Origin of the sequence: Candidatus Nitronereus thalassa, from assembly GCF_032191465.1 — a bacterium.
Classification (GTDB): domain Bacteria; phylum Nitrospirota; class Nitrospiria; order Nitrospirales; family UBA8639; genus Nitronereus; species Nitronereus thalassa.
On record NZ_JAQOUE010000001.1, the window covers coordinates 3163136 to 3177876 of the forward strand.

At 48.6% G+C, this 14741-nt stretch carries 15 protein-coding genes; 8 read left to right on the forward strand and 7 right to left on the reverse strand.

What is annotated here, in order from left to right:
- Positions 1–13 precede the first annotated feature (13 nt).
- From PPG34_RS14295 to PPG34_RS14310, 4 genes are all read right to left on the reverse strand, one after another.
- Positions 14–1006 carry a hypothetical protein gene (locus PPG34_RS14295; RefSeq protein ID WP_313834091.1) on the reverse strand — a complete coding sequence of 331 codons (993 nt, stop codon included), beginning with the start codon at positions 1004–1006 and terminating at the stop codon, positions 14–16.
- Positions 1007–1273: 267 nt separating this feature from the next.
- Positions 1274–2062, reverse strand: coding sequence for a DUF1194 domain-containing protein (locus PPG34_RS14300; RefSeq protein WP_313834092.1), 789 nt, complete (start codon positions 2060–2062; stop codon positions 1274–1276).
- 541 nt (positions 2063–2603) lie between these two features.
- The gene (locus PPG34_RS14305; protein ID WP_313834093.1) at positions 2604–3377 is read right to left on the reverse strand and encodes a DUF1194 domain-containing protein; all 774 of its coding nucleotides are present in this window, start codon (positions 3375–3377) and stop codon (positions 2604–2606) included.
- Between the two features lie 540 nt (positions 3378–3917).
- Positions 3918–4805, reverse strand: coding sequence for an alpha/beta hydrolase (locus PPG34_RS14310; RefSeq protein ID WP_313834094.1), 888 nt, complete (start codon positions 4803–4805; stop codon positions 3918–3920).
- A gap of 234 nt (positions 4806–5039) precedes the next feature.
- On the opposite strand from PPG34_RS14310, the gene PPG34_RS14315 reads away from it, so the two are divergent.
- Positions 5040–5954 carry a cobalamin-binding protein gene (locus tag PPG34_RS14315; protein ID WP_313834095.1) on the forward strand — a complete coding sequence of 305 codons (915 nt, stop codon included), beginning with the start codon at positions 5040–5042 and terminating at the stop codon, positions 5952–5954.
- Between the two features lie 55 nt (positions 5955–6009).
- Here the strand turns inward: PPG34_RS14315 and PPG34_RS14320 are convergent, their stop codons facing one another.
- Positions 6010–6192: a hypothetical protein gene (locus tag PPG34_RS14320; protein ID WP_313834096.1), complete on the reverse strand. Its 183-nt coding sequence runs from the start codon at positions 6190–6192 to the stop codon at positions 6010–6012.
- A 201-nt stretch (positions 6193–6393) separates the two neighbouring features.
- On the opposite strand from PPG34_RS14320, the gene PPG34_RS14325 reads away from it, so the two are divergent.
- From PPG34_RS14325 to PPG34_RS14335, 3 genes are all read left to right on the forward strand, one after another.
- Positions 6394–7014, forward strand: a complete 621-nt coding sequence (locus PPG34_RS14325) for an acyloxyacyl hydrolase (RefSeq protein WP_313834097.1) — start codon at positions 6394–6396, stop codon at positions 7012–7014.
- Positions 7015–7094: 80 nt separating this feature from the next.
- Positions 7095–7622: a hypothetical protein gene (locus PPG34_RS14330; RefSeq protein ID WP_313834098.1), complete on the forward strand. Its 528-nt coding sequence runs from the start codon at positions 7095–7097 to the stop codon at positions 7620–7622.
- A 58-nt stretch (positions 7623–7680) separates the two neighbouring features.
- Positions 7681–8640: a GNAT family N-acetyltransferase gene (locus tag PPG34_RS14335; RefSeq protein WP_313834099.1), complete on the forward strand. Its 960-nt coding sequence runs from the start codon at positions 7681–7683 to the stop codon at positions 8638–8640.
- A 9-nt stretch (positions 8641–8649) separates the two neighbouring features.
- Here PPG34_RS14335 and PPG34_RS14340 read toward each other — a convergent pair whose 3' ends face one another.
- Positions 8650–10011 (reverse strand): sodium-dependent transporter, encoded by a 1362-nt coding sequence (locus PPG34_RS14340; protein WP_420888104.1) that lies wholly within the window; start codon positions 10009–10011, stop codon positions 8650–8652.
- Between PPG34_RS14340 and PPG34_RS14345 the strand changes: the two genes are divergently transcribed.
- The 3 genes from PPG34_RS14345 (at position 9985) to PPG34_RS14355 (ending at position 12829) form a co-directional block, all read left to right on the forward strand.
- On the forward strand, positions 9985–10113 hold the full coding sequence (locus PPG34_RS14345; RefSeq protein WP_313834288.1) for a hypothetical protein: 129 nt from the start codon (positions 9985–9987) through the stop codon (positions 10111–10113). The two genes, PPG34_RS14340 and PPG34_RS14345, sit on opposite strands and share 27 nt — an antisense overlap.
- Positions 10114–10262: 149 nt before the next feature.
- Complete coding sequence (locus PPG34_RS14350) at positions 10263–11756, forward strand: FAD-dependent thymidylate synthase (protein WP_313834101.1); 1494 nt, start codon at positions 10263–10265, stop codon at positions 11754–11756.
- Between the two features lie 47 nt (positions 11757–11803).
- Positions 11804–12829 (forward strand): tetratricopeptide repeat protein, encoded by a 1026-nt coding sequence (locus PPG34_RS14355; protein WP_313834102.1) that lies wholly within the window; start codon positions 11804–11806, stop codon positions 12827–12829.
- A gap of 110 nt (positions 12830–12939) precedes the next feature.
- Here PPG34_RS14355 and PPG34_RS14360 read toward each other — a convergent pair whose 3' ends face one another.
- A complete protein-coding gene (locus PPG34_RS14360; RefSeq protein ID WP_313834103.1) occupies positions 12940–13260 on the reverse strand; it encodes a hypothetical protein in 321 nt (106 codons plus the stop codon).
- Between the two features lie 327 nt (positions 13261–13587).
- Here PPG34_RS14360 and serC point away from each other — a divergent pair, with 327 nt between their 5' ends.
- Positions 13588–14670 (forward strand): 3-phosphoserine/phosphohydroxythreonine transaminase, encoded by a 1083-nt coding sequence (serC, locus tag PPG34_RS14365; protein ID WP_313834104.1) that lies wholly within the window; start codon positions 13588–13590, stop codon positions 14668–14670.
- Positions 14671–14741 lie beyond the last annotated feature (71 nt).

Genomic DNA, 14741 nt, shown 5'->3' on the forward strand with positions numbered 1-14741 from the left:
CCGAGAAGGTAAGTTAATTGGATCCCATGACAAGAGACCCAAGAGGGCCTGCGAGTACAGGGGCGAGCATGATGCCGATTTGAGGAAGTTGTTCGCCCAGCGTGATGGAAAGGTCGTGGTCTTTGAGCCAGGCTTGAGGGTCGTGAATTCTTCCCTCGTGGTGATCCCGTTGAAGAATGTGACGAGCCTGGGCACTCAGCGTTGTGGCGGCGGGTCCATACGTGGCCATAAGCATTAATGTGAAACTGGTTCCCCAGAAAACCGTGATGGCCAGGGCCGTGTTGGATGCTGCCGATTGGAAGGATGCATCCTGGAAAAGTGAGGCTGGCCATTGCAGCCAGGCATGCATATGTAAAATCCCAGCGACCAAGGCAATGGATCCAATGTTGAGGGTATTTCGTAATTGATGCATCTGAGTCGAGAGGGTATCCAGTGTGGAGGGAGACTTATCTGGGGGTGTGGCGAGGGCGCTGCTGGCTGCAAGGATAATAATGGCTGGTACAATGACCGCAAAAGTGTTCAATATGAGGAGAATGAATTTGACATTCGAGAGAAACTGAGGATGGAAAAGACCTGAATGAGAAAACGTTGTAAATGTGAACCCAAAGATCAGGCGATACATGGCGGCTTCGGATTGCACTTGATAGATCAAGCCAAGTATTCCGATTCCCATTAGGACAGTCCCGATAGAAAGAATAAGGGGCAGACGGCTTCGGAAATGACTGTGCCAAATAATCTGGCATCCTGCTACGGTTCCATAGACAAATGCCACCAAACTCAATAACGCCATGGCGAGCCAAGCATATCGGCCTCTGCCTTCTTGGAGAACCCGAATATCCAGAGATTCGGGGTTTTGGTGGGCCAGGCGTTCGAGAGCGGTGGTGACTCCTGTCATTGAAGGGGCAGAGGTGATTTCAAATAACAATTGTGCCAGACCCAATATTAACAGGGGTGGAATGAGAGCTAGCAAATAACTGTGTGGGGTTAATTTGGAGGAAGTATTCATGAACAACGTGAGTCAGATGATTTTTAATGAAGAACTAATTGTGCATGTGAAACTACAGATACCTTCAATACTTGTGTGACTGTCGCAAAGTCCATGACCCTGAAGGAAATCGTCGGCTATTCTAGGGAGAGTGGGTCTAAGGGTCAATCAAATTTGAAACATGAAAGCCAAGGGATGCTGGTGACTCATAGATACAGGGCGGGCGCTGCAAGGGTTATTCTCGCAGCGCCCGATTTGGTGAAGTGAAAGGCGAAGCCGCCAGAAAGTTTAAGCTCGTTTGGTCATACGATAGCCAACCAACCCGATCAGTCCTGATCCCAAGAGAATCATAGAGGAAGGCTCTGGAGTTGGTGTGGTCCCGCCAATTTCGTTTACGAGTTTGGCAGTAATGGCCGATTCGAAATCCCCAAATCCATTGGCCACTTGCACGAAGGCATCTGTACCGCCAATGACATTATTGGTGTAGTAATCATCCAAATTCGGAAAGGAGGATGTGACAATGGGCAAGCCATTGATGATAATGCCCGATGCCACTGCCAAGTCTCGTTGTTGAGTGACGGAAGTTGGATTGGCTCCGACGTTTTCCTCCCCATCGCCTGACACATCCATAACCATTTTCAGTCCCTCAAACCCATTATTGCTAAGCAAGTTCGCCGCCGAAATCTGAATGCCACGAGCGATGCTGGTTGAAAGGCCCGTGTTTTCTCTGCCTAAGGTGCTGAGAAAAGTTCCAAAATTGCTGGCGGTGGCGCTCGTGACCAAATTCCAGCCTGTGGAAACTATCGCGTTGGTTCCGAATTGAACGACTTGAACTGCAATGCTTTGGTTCGTTCCACTGTTAATGGCATTTTGGACGGCCGCGCTTTGGAAGGCATTGGCATAGCCTTGTCGTTGGAGGTCATATTCAGATGCGCTGATGCTTCCAGAGACATCCCACACGAGAGACAATTCCACGTCCACAGGCACGGCCTGTGCTTGAGAGGTCATGGCGAGGCACAGGGCAGAGATTGCAAAGAAAGAGACAGCGGCTTTTTTCATGTTGGTCATTGTGATCATGGCATTCCTCCTATGGTTGGCTTTTTAATCTCTAGGAAATTTTGGCGCTTCCCAGACTTTCTTGTTGTTCGCATCCTGCTTTTAGGTAAAGCAGAATGTGTGCCAGAGGAATATTAGGATAGGCGTTGGAGCCAACTCGTCCTCGTTATTAACCATTATGGGTGGATCCGAATAGAAGGCATACGTATCCTTAAAAAAAGAAGGTATCTGAGCCAGAGGATGGGTGTGAAAGTGTAAAAGAATTTAACGGGAAACTGCGTCTCTGGATGATGAATGAGAAATTGTTACGCGAAATGACGTAGTTAGATGGAGGGGGGAGTGGGAAAAATTCCTGACAGGGTTATTCTAGGAGAGTGCCACAATCAGGGAGGTTCTCAATCATCCATAAAAAACAAATACCAATCCAAATCAACATGCCTAGTAAGGATGGCGACAAGAGGGGATAAAGTGATTAAGGAAACCGAGAGGCGAAATGAAAACGGCCGGCTTGGATGAAAGTCCAAGCCGGCCGTTTTTTTAAGAACAATCCGGGGTTCGTGTCTTACGCTTGTTTTTTCATACGATAGCCAACCAACCCGATCAAGCCTGATCCCAAGAGGATCATCGTTGAAGGTTCGGGCACGGGGTTGCCGCTAATTTCCGATACGAGTTTTTGCTCAATGGCTGCTTGGAAGTCCGCAAAACTGCCAGCCAAGATCACAAAGGAATCTGTCCCACCTTGGACATTGTTTTGGTACCAAGTTTCTAAACTCGATCCACCGATGGGTAAACCGTTGATTTGGTCGATTCCTGCTAACAGGGCTGCGTTGCGAGCTGCGCTGGTCGAGGCGCCATTGTTCTGCGTGCCATCTCCGGATACGTCCATAACCTGGAGCGCGCCATCGAAACCATTGCCGCTAAATTCACCGACCCCGAAGTTAATCGCGGAACCTGGGGCGGTGAGTCCTGAATATGGGCGCCCGGCGGCAAGGAGAGTGGTTTCAAAAGTGTTGGCAGAAGCCAAACTGTTCATTTCCATCCAATCCACGGCCACTGATTGTTGGCCACTTCCGGACCAATATATTAATTGAACGGCTATCGATCCAATGGTCCCATTGCTGATGGCCGTTTGGACAGCGGCGCTTTTAAACGCATTGATATAGCCAGTTCGTTGCAGGGCGAATTCGGTGCTATCCACACTGCCAGAAATGTCCACGAGGAGCTGTAATTCAACATCGACGGCGGTGGCTTGGGCTTGGGTTGTCATGGCCAAGCACAGGGCGGACATGGCGAAGAAGGAAAGGGCAGTTTTCTTAATGTGTGAGAAGTTGATCATGGCGGACCTCCTTGAGAATGAGTGAGTAAGTTACGAACAGTTTGTGTTCCGGTTCGTTTGGCGTCTTGCCATGACATAAAGCATAAGGTGTGCCATTTCCCGCGCAGCGCGTGGAACTCTAGGTGTTTGGTGTTCCTGACAAATGTTTGTGTCAATTGATGTCGGATACTGATGGAGAATTTAGAACAAAGTTGTGAGGTAACATCGGGCAAAGGCAAAACTATTGTAAGGGATACCGACAGGTTATGGCCTATTACCAGGATGGTTCACGTAAAGATAGCTGGAAAATCAGTTGGTTCGGTGGGCAATGGCAATTGATAAGTCTTTTGACGTATGGAAAAGGGAACTCAATGAAAAAAGAAAAGCCTCACAAAATCAAATGGTAACCGGAGGAATCTTACGTCAACGTCTAGTGAAAATTTTCCTGACACCTCTTTCTGAATTTCTGAATTAAGGAGGGCAATGAATTTGGGAAAGATAGTCATTGGTAACGTCCAGATAAATTAGGAAAAGTAAATCGTTATCGAACGATTGAAACAATTAGTTCAGGTGGGCGGTAAAGAAGTCCAAGACTCGGAGTTCGTAGTGAAATCCTGCTATTGCATGTGCCTGTCCATGGTCTGCTCCTGGAATGAGCCAAAGGGTCGTGTGAGTTTGATTCGCGTTAGTGAAAATTGCCTGGGAATGATCGGTTTGGATTTGGGAGTCGTCTTCTCCATGAATGAGTAAGAGAGGGGTCTCGAGGGTGTGCACAGTTTTTTCAGGTGATGCGTGATCCATTTCCAATCCGAAGAGCATTCGGGCGTACAGACCGGTGAGGTTGACCATGAAATTATTTAAGGGGCGGGGCACGAAGAAATACTGGTGCTCTACGATTTTGGCGAGCGAGGCGTAGGGACTGTCCGCAACAATGGCTCGAATGCGTGGATCTTGAGTTAACACAAAAATTGCCGCACTCATTGAAAAGCCCATGGCCCCGATTCGGGTCGTATCGATATCGCCGCGTTGATTTAGATAGTCCAGAGCGGCTTTCACGTCGAGTGGTTCTCGAATGCCTACCGTAGTGATCCAGCCTTCGCTTTCCCCGAAATATCGAAAATCCATCAAGAGCAAATGAAACCTTTGGTGTAAAAAGAGGACGTGTCTCAGAATATTGGCTTTGTCGAATGGGTAGCCATGTCCCACAACTATGGTAGGAATAGTTTTTAGGGATTTTTGAGTGGGTGTGGGGGCTGAAGGGGATGCTGGAATAAACCAACCACGGATGACCAAATGATCCGCCGTGGTAAATTCGACAGGTTCATAGGCCAGCCCAAAATGACTCGGATCTACATCGGTCTTAAACGTCAACGGATGGAGACCCAACAGAAGGTTGAGCAAAGGAAGAAACAAGATGAATCCGAGCAAGAAGAACAAAAATTTGGACATGAAGGATTTCAGCGAGGATGCCATTCAACCTAACAATCTGGGATCACAATAATAGAGGGAAATGCGAATCGTAATCAGAAAATCGGATATGGGCTCGTGATTCTTCTCAGCATCATCCAACCCTGGGAAGTAGTCAACAAATGTGGGAGAGATCTTTAGACTTGCGCAAAGGGTCATGTCTCCCTAGGATTCAAACGCCGTCAATATTCTCCAATTGTTCAAGGAAGTGCCTGAATGCCACGTGTGGTGTCATTAATCCCAAGTGCCACTGAGCTTGTCTGTGCCCTAGGCGCTCAAGATGATTTGGTGGGCCGCTCGCATGAATGCGATTTCCCTCCGAATGTAAACCATCTTCCGATATGTACTTCACCCAAATTCGATCCTCAAGGCAGCAGCCAAGAAATTGATACTCGGGTAAAAAATCTCCTGCGTGAGGCGGTGTCGGTATATCGTATTGAGGCCCAGCAACTTCGGGACTTACGACCTGATTGTATTCTCACACAGGCACAGTGTGAAGTTTGTGCGGTCAGTTTGGCGGAAGTGGAGGAATTAGTCGAAGGGTGGGGTGGGACTCGACCCTCCATCGTGTCGCTTTCGCCGAATCAATTGTCCGATGTATGGAATGATATTCGGCGAGTGGCGCAGGCTCTGAGGCGGTCCCAAGTCGGTGAAGAACTGATTGTTCAATATCAACAGCGCGTGAAGTCGATCAGTTCACAAACGGAACGGATCACCACTCGACCGACAGTCATATGTATTGAATGGCTAAACCCTTTAATGGCATCGGCCAATTGGATGCCCGAACTGATTAACTACGCTGGCGGACAGAACGTATTTGGGCAGGCAGGAGAACATGCACCGTGGATTACGTGGGAATCGGTTCAACAGGAAGATCCCGATATTCTATTATTGCTCCCTTGCGGATTTTCCATTGCACGGACGCGCAAAGAAATTCATTTGTTGACTGATCGTCCGGGGTGGAAGGACCTCAAGGCAGTACAACAAAAAAAAGTGTTTCTCACGGATGGAAATCAATATTTTAATCGTCCAGGACCTCGGCTGGTCGACTCAATCGAAGTTTTGGCAGAAATCTTTCATCCAAATATGTTTACCTTTGGATATGAAGGGCGAGGTTGGGAGCGGTTGTAGGGGGCTCTTTAAGCCCAGGATCTAAGCCCACCATAAGATTTCGCAAAAAATAGGGTTAATCCCGGTGAGTATTCTCTTCCTGATCACTTCCAATGTTCCGGGCCCGTTGAATAAGTCGACCAAGTTCGTCCATAGCTCCATAGGCCCGTTTCAGCATTTCCTGGAAACGGTCGTGATGGTTCAGGTCTGCCAAATCGCGGACAAGGCGTGCATAGCCGTGTCGAGTGCGTTCGTCCATGGACGGGATCCATACCCTTTGGAGTGGTTGGGGGTCTTGCGATGTTTGATCGCAGGTTCTTGTTTGTCTTTTCGTCATTTTTGAAAATTTTCTTGCAATCAAAGTGTTGATTGCTCTTTTTGAGATCTGTAAGATGCCGCCCCAAGAGTTTGTCAAGAATTAAATGGCTGCAGGATGTGGCCGTGTTGGGTAAGGAAACACATGAATATTTTTTGGCATCGTTGGCTAGGCATTCTTTTGTTATTGGGAATTCTGAGTAGCATCCCGGCTCATTCTTTGGCAGCGGTGGAAGCGCAGAATGTCATTAAATTTGGGACCATTGAATTGGGTATCCAGTCTGGATATTGGCAAGCGTTCACGGGATTGGGGAATGCCGTGTCCTCTAACCGAAGTGCGGTGTTTGTCCTTCCACAGATCGGGGTTGTTGTCACGGACAAAATTGAAGCGGGCTATTTCAGTGGGGCCATCGAGGTTCTCGCCGAACCAGTTGGGGCCCATTTCTTTGAACCCTTTAGTGCCTCGTTGGCAGGATTTTCTATCGTGGGACGATATAACTTTTTGGCTTTTGGTCGTTTGATGCCCTATTGGGATTTTGGCATGGGTGTTTCTTGGACGGATTTAGCCCCACGAATTCCTGAGCAAAGCACGCCCTTTGAATTTTTGCTTGAAACGGGTCCAGGGCTTCAATATTTCTTGACTCAAAACTTTGCGCTCACCGGCGCTCTTCGATTGCATCATATCTCCAATGCCAATATTGGCTCGAGAAACACTGGGATCAATGCCGTGCTCGGGCTCCTTGGTGTGTCTTACTATTTTGATTAGCCGGGTGGTCCCGCCTAGATAACTTGTCTTTCATGAACCCCTTCCCGTCCTCAACTTCGGGATTCCACTTCTACAATGAGATGGAATCCCGACTTCCTAGGTTGGGCCTTATTCAAGGGACACCAAGTCAGTCCAGCCTCATTCGAGACATTCAGAATGCCCCATTAGATAAACTGCTTGGTTCGGCCGTTCAGAACCAATCAATGGCAGAGGCAGTGAAGGCAGGTTTGTGTGTGGGCTTGGATGCCTGGGAAGAGGCCCATGCCATTGCGCAGGACCTCGATACCGTCGAGGGGAGTTATTGGCATGGCATCGTTCACCGGCGAGAACCAGATCCTGGCAATGCCAAATATTGGTTTCGTCGTGTAGGACTTCATCCTGTTTTGAAACAATTAGGGAGTCAGGAAACCCTGGAAGAATTAGCATCCCTGACTGTCTTTGACATCATTGTTCAATCGGGCTCATGGGTCCCTGGCCGTTTTATCGATTTGTGCATGGAATGTGAGCGTGGGGAAACTCCGGAAATTAAACCCGAGTTGCAAGCGCTTCAAAAGAAAGAAATTGAACTCCTGCTGACCTATTGCATCCAAAACGCGATGGGTGCATAAATTTTCTTTCCCTCATATTGTCCCACTCCCCCTCCCCAAAGTAGGGAATAAAAACATCATGAATCTCTCTCAGGATATCATCCAGAAATTCCGCGAAGAATATCTCACCTCCCTTCCTCCCATCATTGACCGTGCCTCGACCGTGCGTTTATCTCACCGCTGGGATGGGTTGTTTCAGTGTTCGATCACGCCTAGGGCTGAGTTAATATCGCCAGACTTGCTTTCTTCCATGTTGGATTTGTACCAGGTGCCATCCTTCGAACAACTCCTTCCTAAGTATTTAGGTGAGGATGCTCAATGGGGGGGCATCGTATCTCCCCGTGTCGCCAATATCACTCGTGAACCCATTGCCTATGTGGAGCAGTGGTTTGTCTCTGACCCTGGTGACCTAAAAACATTAATTGAGGCCATCAAAACTCGGTGGCCTTTCCCTTTCGCCGCTATTTGGATTCCCCTGTCTCCGCGGCATCGATGTGCTTCAATTCTTCCGGGGTGGGAGTCAGCGCGGTTGGCGGAATGTGCCTATGTGGCCGATTGGGGTTGCACTCGGCCCGATGTGCCGTCGGTGACAAAATTCAACCAATTTTCTTGCGCCTTGAATCAAGGATTGGATGAATGGTGGCCAGACCTGTTCCAAGAATTGAATCGAGACATCTCAGCTTCAAAAGCAGACTCCGAAATTTCATCACTCAAGAACAGTCTGGAGTCTTGCCTGAGAACTGGAGGAATTCTCACTCTCCACGATGTTAGGGGAATGGCGGCTGTTATATCTTGGGCTCGGGGCAGTGACGCAGAATTGTTGATTCCTCAATGCTGGAATATTCCGTGTATTTTTGTTCGGCCTGATCTTCGAGGTCAGGGTTTGGCCAAACACCTCTACGCTCTTGCCTCTCAGAATATGCTCCTTGAAGAAAATCCATTCATGTGCGCGCGTGTTCATGGTGAAAACCAGGCGAGCTGTAAAGCTTTGGAGTCTGTGGGCGCTGAACGGGTGATGGAAATCTTTACGGTGGAATAAGTTCTGAAATTAAAACACGCCAATGGCATGAATTAGTACGATGGAGACCGCAATGGGGGCGATGAAGCGAATGAGGATCTGCCAAAGGGAATAGCCAGCCTCAGTGTTCATATTCAGTTCGGCATGACTGGTGTCCTTAGTCATGAGCCAGCCAGCAAAGATCGCAATGCCAATCCCACCTATGGGGAGCATGAGGTTAGACGTTAGGAAGTCGAGGAGATCGAAAAAGGTCATTCCAAAGACTTTGACGTTGGTCCAGAGATTAAAGGAAAAGGCCGTGCCCAGTCCCAGAAGCCAGGTAGCCAATCCGGTCCACAGCGCGGCTTGTTTCCGAGTCATGTTGAAATTTTCGATCATCATGGTAACAGCAGGTTCAATGAGTGAAATCGAAGACGTCCAAGCAGCGACCAGAAGCAGCACAAAAAACAATGTACCAAACAACATGCCCGCGGCCATGTGCCCGAAAGCCACAGGGATGGTCTCAAAAATAAGGCTGGGCCCGGCTCCGGGTTCGAGCGTATTTGCAAATACGATGGGAAAAATCGCCATGCCCGCAAGAAGGGCGACCATGGAATCGGCAAGAGCAATGGCCACGGAGGTACTTGCGATGGATGTGCCCTTGGGCACATATGAGCCGTAAATCATGATGGTTCCCATGCCCAGGCTCAGGCTGAAAAATGCTTGCCCCATAGCGGTAAGCATACTTGTTCCTGAGAAATGGCTGAAGTCTGGAGTAAATAAAAAGGCCAACCCTTTCATGAAATATCCGGTTGTCATGGCGTATCCCACGAGAGTGAGCAGTAGCACAAAAAGCGCGGGCATGAGGTAGGTCACGGCTTTTTCTAGTCCGCTTTGAACCCCTCGGCCAACAATATACATGGTGATGATCATGAATAGCGTATGCCAGCCCACTTGAATCAATGGACTTCCGACAAATTCTTGGAAAAGAGCCGATGCCCCCTCTCCGTTCAGGCCGGAGAAACTCCCCGTAGCGGAATGGATGATATACCCAATCGTCCATCCTCCGATTACGCTGTAATAGGAAAGGATGAGCATGCCGGCAAGGGTTCCGCTCCATCCGATGAGTTGCCAGCTTTGGCTGGCGTTGTTTTCCTGAGCCAGCGCACGCATGGTGTTGATCGGTGTTTGGCGTCCCCGCCTTCCTATCATGACTTCCGCCATCATCATGGGAATGCCTAACGCGGCTACGCAGAGGATATAGACCAACACAAAAGCGCTGCCACCATGAATTCCTGTGAGGTATGGAAATTTCCAGATGTTTCCCAGCCCTACGGCTGCGCCAGTTGCGGCCATGATAAAAGTCCAACGTGAGGACCATTGACCATGGATGGATTGTTGATCGTTGCTAATCATGCCTGTGTTGATCAGCTTTCTTTGCGGCGGCTTGGTTTATTGGAACGGGTGTATGTAGATAAGTACAAAAAGACATTCTTTATTGCCGGCGGAGTGTAGCCGTCAGTATAAGGGGTTGCAAGGGTTTTTTCTTACAATAGTTCGGGTTGAAAAAGGGACGACTTGAGATCGAATCGTCGGCTGACTATAGTGAACCGCTTTGATGCCCTCTGGATTTCCAATGGAGGACAGTAGGAGGATTTTGCCCCATGTCAGATAAGGAAAAAGCTACGCGTCGGATTGTCGTCCTGGCTCCGATGCCGCCGGAAAAATCGGCGTATGCCCTGGCGCGGTATAGCCGGTCTCCGGATTCCATTGAAGAGAGCTTACAGTGGGTCCACGGTCATTCGTCGGAAAAGTTTTGGGAACAATTTTATTTTGCCTATGGTCATGGCTCCATTGCCGATCTTGGGCATGTGACGATCTCCTTGGAAAATATTTCCGAATTAGCTGCGATTCGTGTGGAAGACGAACCGTTGTGGGATGGGCAGGCCAAGTCGAGTCGCTACCAAAATTTTGCGGTATCCGGGTGTTACATGCCCTCGAATATCGAAGGCACGGAAACCGAGGCGCTGTATCGTGGCGTGTTGGGCAGCCTTTTTAATCTGTACCAGACCTTTCACAACCCCTTACAGCAGTTTCTTCGCGAACAATCCCCCAAGCCCGATGCGATGAAGCAAAGTGATTATGACCGAACCATTGCTGCGCGTACTTTTGATGTCACGCGGTACCTGTTGCCGCTGGCTGCGAAAACGAATGTGGGTCAGGTGGTGAGTATTCGTACATTGGAAAAACAAATTACCCGCCTGCTTTCAGCGCAGTTGCCGGAATTAAAAGCTATTGGGGAAGAATTAAAAGATGCCTGTGCGAAGCGGCCCTCGGATGTTTGGCCCACGCTTTGCGGAAGTGATGGTTCTGGACTCGAACCCCTCGCTCCTACCTTAGCACGTCATGCGAATGCCAATGCGTATCAAGCGGAGGTATATCGAGATCTCCAACGCTATGCCAAGAAGGTGTTGAGAAAAGCGGGCCTTGATACCCCAACAGCCTGGGCTCATCGAAATGACCCTGTGGATTTAATTGAACCCCATCCTTTGCAAGATGAATTAGTTGCGACCCTGCTGTATCGGGCAAGTCATGCGCCGTATCGCAGTATCTTGGAGGTGGTGCAAGGCATGTCGATTGAGGAAAAAGAAGAGACCATTCAAGTCGCCTATCGACACCGAGGTCCCTATGATGAACTGATTAAGGAATTTCGATGTGGGTATCCCTTAATTTTTGATGTGCTGATGGATATAGGCGGGTGGCGCGATATGCACCGCCATCGTCGTTGTCAGCAAGTGCAACAGAATTTCACAACCATGCATGGGTACGATATGCCCAAACCGTTGGTCGAAGCAGGATTGGACCGGGATTATCAATTGGCCATGGATGCGGTGAAGCAAGACTTGGAACGTATGCGCGGGCTGGATCAAGAGTCTGCGATTTATGCAATCCCCTTTGGTTTCAAAGTGCGCTGCTTGTTTAAAATGGATTACGCGGAAGCCGAGTACATTTCGCAACTGCGCTCTGGGGTCAAGGGCCATTGGTCGTATCGGACCATTGCTTGGCTGATGAAGAAAAAAATGACGGAGCAATATCCCTACCTAGGGGAGTTGATCCAAGCCACGCCTCCTGATGTCGAAGATACTCTCACACGATGATAATAGGTAGGAGTTACAATCATTCATGAATATATTACGAGAACAACATGTCTGACGGGGCGAAAGTTGAGGACGCCATTACCCAAGGTAATTGGGAGCAAGCCTGGGATGTGGCCACGCAATGGTCCCAATCCGAATCCGCTGGTCCTCCCGCATTTTTTGTGCTGAATGTGCTTCATCTCTTGAGGGGAGAGTTTGCCCTAGCGTGGAAAATGCACGCCAAATCGCTTCATGAGGAAGAGGATATTCAGCAAGTGCGGGCCTGGGTGGATGGTCTGCTTGAGAAATATCCACGCGAAGGCTATGTGCACTTATTTCTTGGATTGTTTCTCGCACAATCCGGGCAGTCGGAGAAGTCTTTGGAAAGTTATCAAGAGGCGTCCCGCCTGAGGCCAGAGTCCCCCTTTCCTTATTTTTTTCAAGCCCAAATTTATCAATGGATGCGAAAGACGGATCAAGTGATCAAGGCCTATCGTCAGGCCGTCAAACTAGATCCGAATTATATCGCTGCACGGTTAAATTTAGGAGTGGCCTATCAAGAGCATGGTCAATTGGAAATGGCCATTCCGCAATATAGGGAAATCATTAAACTTAGGCCGGACGAAACCTTGGGACATAGTAATCTGGCCTGTGCGTTGGCCGAACAAGGTAAAATTGATGCGGCGATAAAGGAATATAAAACGGCCCTGGAATTAAATTCGGAAGATGCCGAACTTCACTTTGCCTTAGCGGGAGTCTATGAACAAAAGGGGCGGATGGATATGGCCCTTCGGGAATATCAGGAGACACTACGGATCAACAAGGAGTTTGCCCCGGCTGCTACCGCCGTTGGGTGGATTCTCATGGAAAAAGGTAGAGTGGATGAAGCCTTGGATAATTTTAGTACTGCATTGAAGTCCAATCCCGATGATGCCCAAGCCACGTTCGGCGTGGGTCGCGTGTATGACAGAAAGGGTAAACCAGATCTGGCCGGCGACCATTTCCAGCGGGCGTTACAATTGGAAAAAGATCCCACCAAGAAAACAGCCATTTTGAATTTTATTGACAAGATTGTGGGCGGGTATCACGATTAAGTTGTGATGCGTTAACTAGTAGGCGTGAAGCGCAAAAAAATAGATTGTTAGGAATAATAAATGGGCAACAGAAGAAACACTTCTTGGGTGCTTCACTCTACACGAAGATTCTAAATGTCCTGAATCGACTGTCGAAGTGAAGTGATTTGTTTCGGTGGGTCCCCGAGTTTGCCGAGTTCGGCCTTGATTTGGTCTTTTAGGTAGGATGAATACCCGACGCGATCTAAGAAAAATTCAAGCAGCTTGTCGCCCAGAATCGCGCTTTGTTTTTTCAATTCTTCGACGTCTTCATCGCTGACCGGCACATAGGTGCTGCCAATGTGCAACAACACCTTATAATAATCACCTTCTGCTCGCCGTTCGAATCGTAACCCGTTCATCATCATAAATAACCGGTTGTTTTTTCCTTTCCGATGCCTGGCGGTCCGCATTGTATGCAAACCGGCCTTGGGAAGACAAGAGAGAAGGAATGAGGTATTGGGCATAGCCTTCTATTGTGACGGGTGGCACTCACAATCCTTGACCCCCATGAGGGTGTAGTGGTAGCGTAGGTTCCTTCCAAACTGCACCGTGACTCGATCCTCTGTTTTCCCAGTTTAACAGATTTGATAGGAAGAAGATTTTCTTGGTTTTGAGGTAAATTTTGCGTAGGATCTATTCGGGTTTTATCACAAAGCGTAGATCGTCGATGACGATACTCTGTGTGGGGCTGATGTTGGAGATATTGGGAGTGTTACAAAATTTGGAGAAAGAATTGTATGGGTAGAAAATATAATTTTAGTGCTGGACCGGCCATGTTACCGGAGGCGGTGTTACAGCAAGCTCAAGAGGAATTGTCGAATTGGCATGGTGCTGGGGCTTCCATTATGGAGATGAGCCATCGGGGTAAAGAATTCGTGTCAGTTCATGCCGAAGCGGAAAATGATGTCCGTGAGCTATTAAGTATTCCTACCAATTACAAGGTGCTTTTTTTACAGGGTGGGGCAACGGCGCAATTCGCGACTATTCCCATGAACCTGTTACGTGGGAAATCCAAGGCGGATTACGTATTAACGGGGTCTTGGGGGAAAAAAGCGATCAGCGAGGCGAAGAAATATTGTACGGTGAACCTTGCGGCTTCGCCTGATGGAGATAAATTTACTTCGATTCCGCCGAATGAACGTTGGTCCCTGAGTCAGGACGCGGCTTATGTCCATTACACGCCCAATGAAACGATTGAAGGCGTTGAATTTCACTGGATTCCCAAGACCGGCGATGTGCCACTGGTCGCGGATTTTTCTTCCACAATTTTGTCAAGACCGATTGATGTTAGCAAATTTGGCCTGATTTACGCTGGTGCGCAAAAAAATATTGGTCCAGCGGGGTTGACCCTAGTCATTGTGCGGGACGACCTCATTGGGAATGTGTTGCCGATTACCCCAAGTCCCTTTGATTATGCGAAGCAAGCCGAAGCGGATTCCATGTTAAACACCCCACCAACCTTTGGGGTGTATTTGGCAGGATTGGTGTTTAAGTGGCTCAAAACTCAAGGCGGGCTTTCAGCGATGGCCAAGGTCAATGAACGCAAGGCTCAGAAGCTCTATGCGGCAATCGATAATTCTAGTTTCTATAGCAATCCGGTGGAAAAGGCCTCACGCTCCTGGATGAACGTGACCTTTATCCTGGCGAATGCTGAATTGGATAAAGAGTTTCTGGCCGGTGCGGAGGCTGCTGGATTAACGACCCTCCAAGGACATCGGTCAGTGGGTGGCATGCGAGCCAGTATTTATAACGCCATGCCGGAAGCGGGAGTAGATGCCCTCATTAGCTATATGGCGGATTTTGAGAAACGGAAAGCCTAATCCTCGCAGCGAGCATTAAGGGTGTCAGGGGAATACATTGTTTCAGATCTGAGTGAAAGAATAGGGAAGAT

Bases quoted from the DNA above. Each gene is read 5' to 3' on its own strand.
- PPG34_RS14295 (WP_313834091.1), bottom strand. From the start codon at position 1,006: ATGAATACTTCCTCCAAATTAACCCCACACAGTTATTTGCTAGCTCTC.
- PPG34_RS14300 (WP_313834092.1), bottom strand. From the start codon at position 2,062: ATGATCACAATGACCAACATGAAAAAAGCCGCTGTCTCTTTCTTTGCA.
- PPG34_RS14305 (WP_313834093.1), bottom strand. From the start codon at position 3,377: ATGATCAACTTCTCACACATTAAGAAAACTGCCCTTTCCTTCTTCGCC.
- PPG34_RS14310 (WP_313834094.1), bottom strand. From the start codon at position 4,805: ATGTCCAAATTTTTGTTCTTCTTGCTCGGATTCATCTTGTTTCTTCCT.
- PPG34_RS14315 (WP_313834095.1), top strand. From the start codon at position 5,040: ATGCCACGTGTGGTGTCATTAATCCCAAGTGCCACTGAGCTTGTCTGT.
- PPG34_RS14320 (WP_313834096.1), bottom strand. From the start codon at position 6,192: ATGGACGAACGCACTCGACACGGCTATGCACGCCTTGTCCGCGATTTG.
- PPG34_RS14325 (WP_313834097.1), top strand. From the start codon at position 6,394: ATGAATATTTTTTGGCATCGTTGGCTAGGCATTCTTTTGTTATTGGGA.
- PPG34_RS14330 (WP_313834098.1), top strand. From the start codon at position 7,095: ATGGAATCCCGACTTCCTAGGTTGGGCCTTATTCAAGGGACACCAAGT.
- PPG34_RS14335 (WP_313834099.1), top strand. From the start codon at position 7,681: ATGAATCTCTCTCAGGATATCATCCAGAAATTCCGCGAAGAATATCTC.
- PPG34_RS14345 (WP_313834288.1), top strand. From the start codon at position 9,985: ATGGATGGATTGTTGATCGTTGCTAATCATGCCTGTGTTGATCAGCTT.
- PPG34_RS14350 (WP_313834101.1), top strand. From the start codon at position 10,263: ATGTCAGATAAGGAAAAAGCTACGCGTCGGATTGTCGTCCTGGCTCCG.
- PPG34_RS14355 (WP_313834102.1), top strand. From the start codon at position 11,804: ATGTCTGACGGGGCGAAAGTTGAGGACGCCATTACCCAAGGTAATTGG.
- PPG34_RS14360 (WP_313834103.1), bottom strand. From the start codon at position 13,260: ATGCGGACCGCCAGGCATCGGAAAGGAAAAAACAACCGGTTATTTATG.
- serC (WP_313834104.1), top strand. From the start codon at position 13,588: ATGGGTAGAAAATATAATTTTAGTGCTGGACCGGCCATGTTACCGGAG.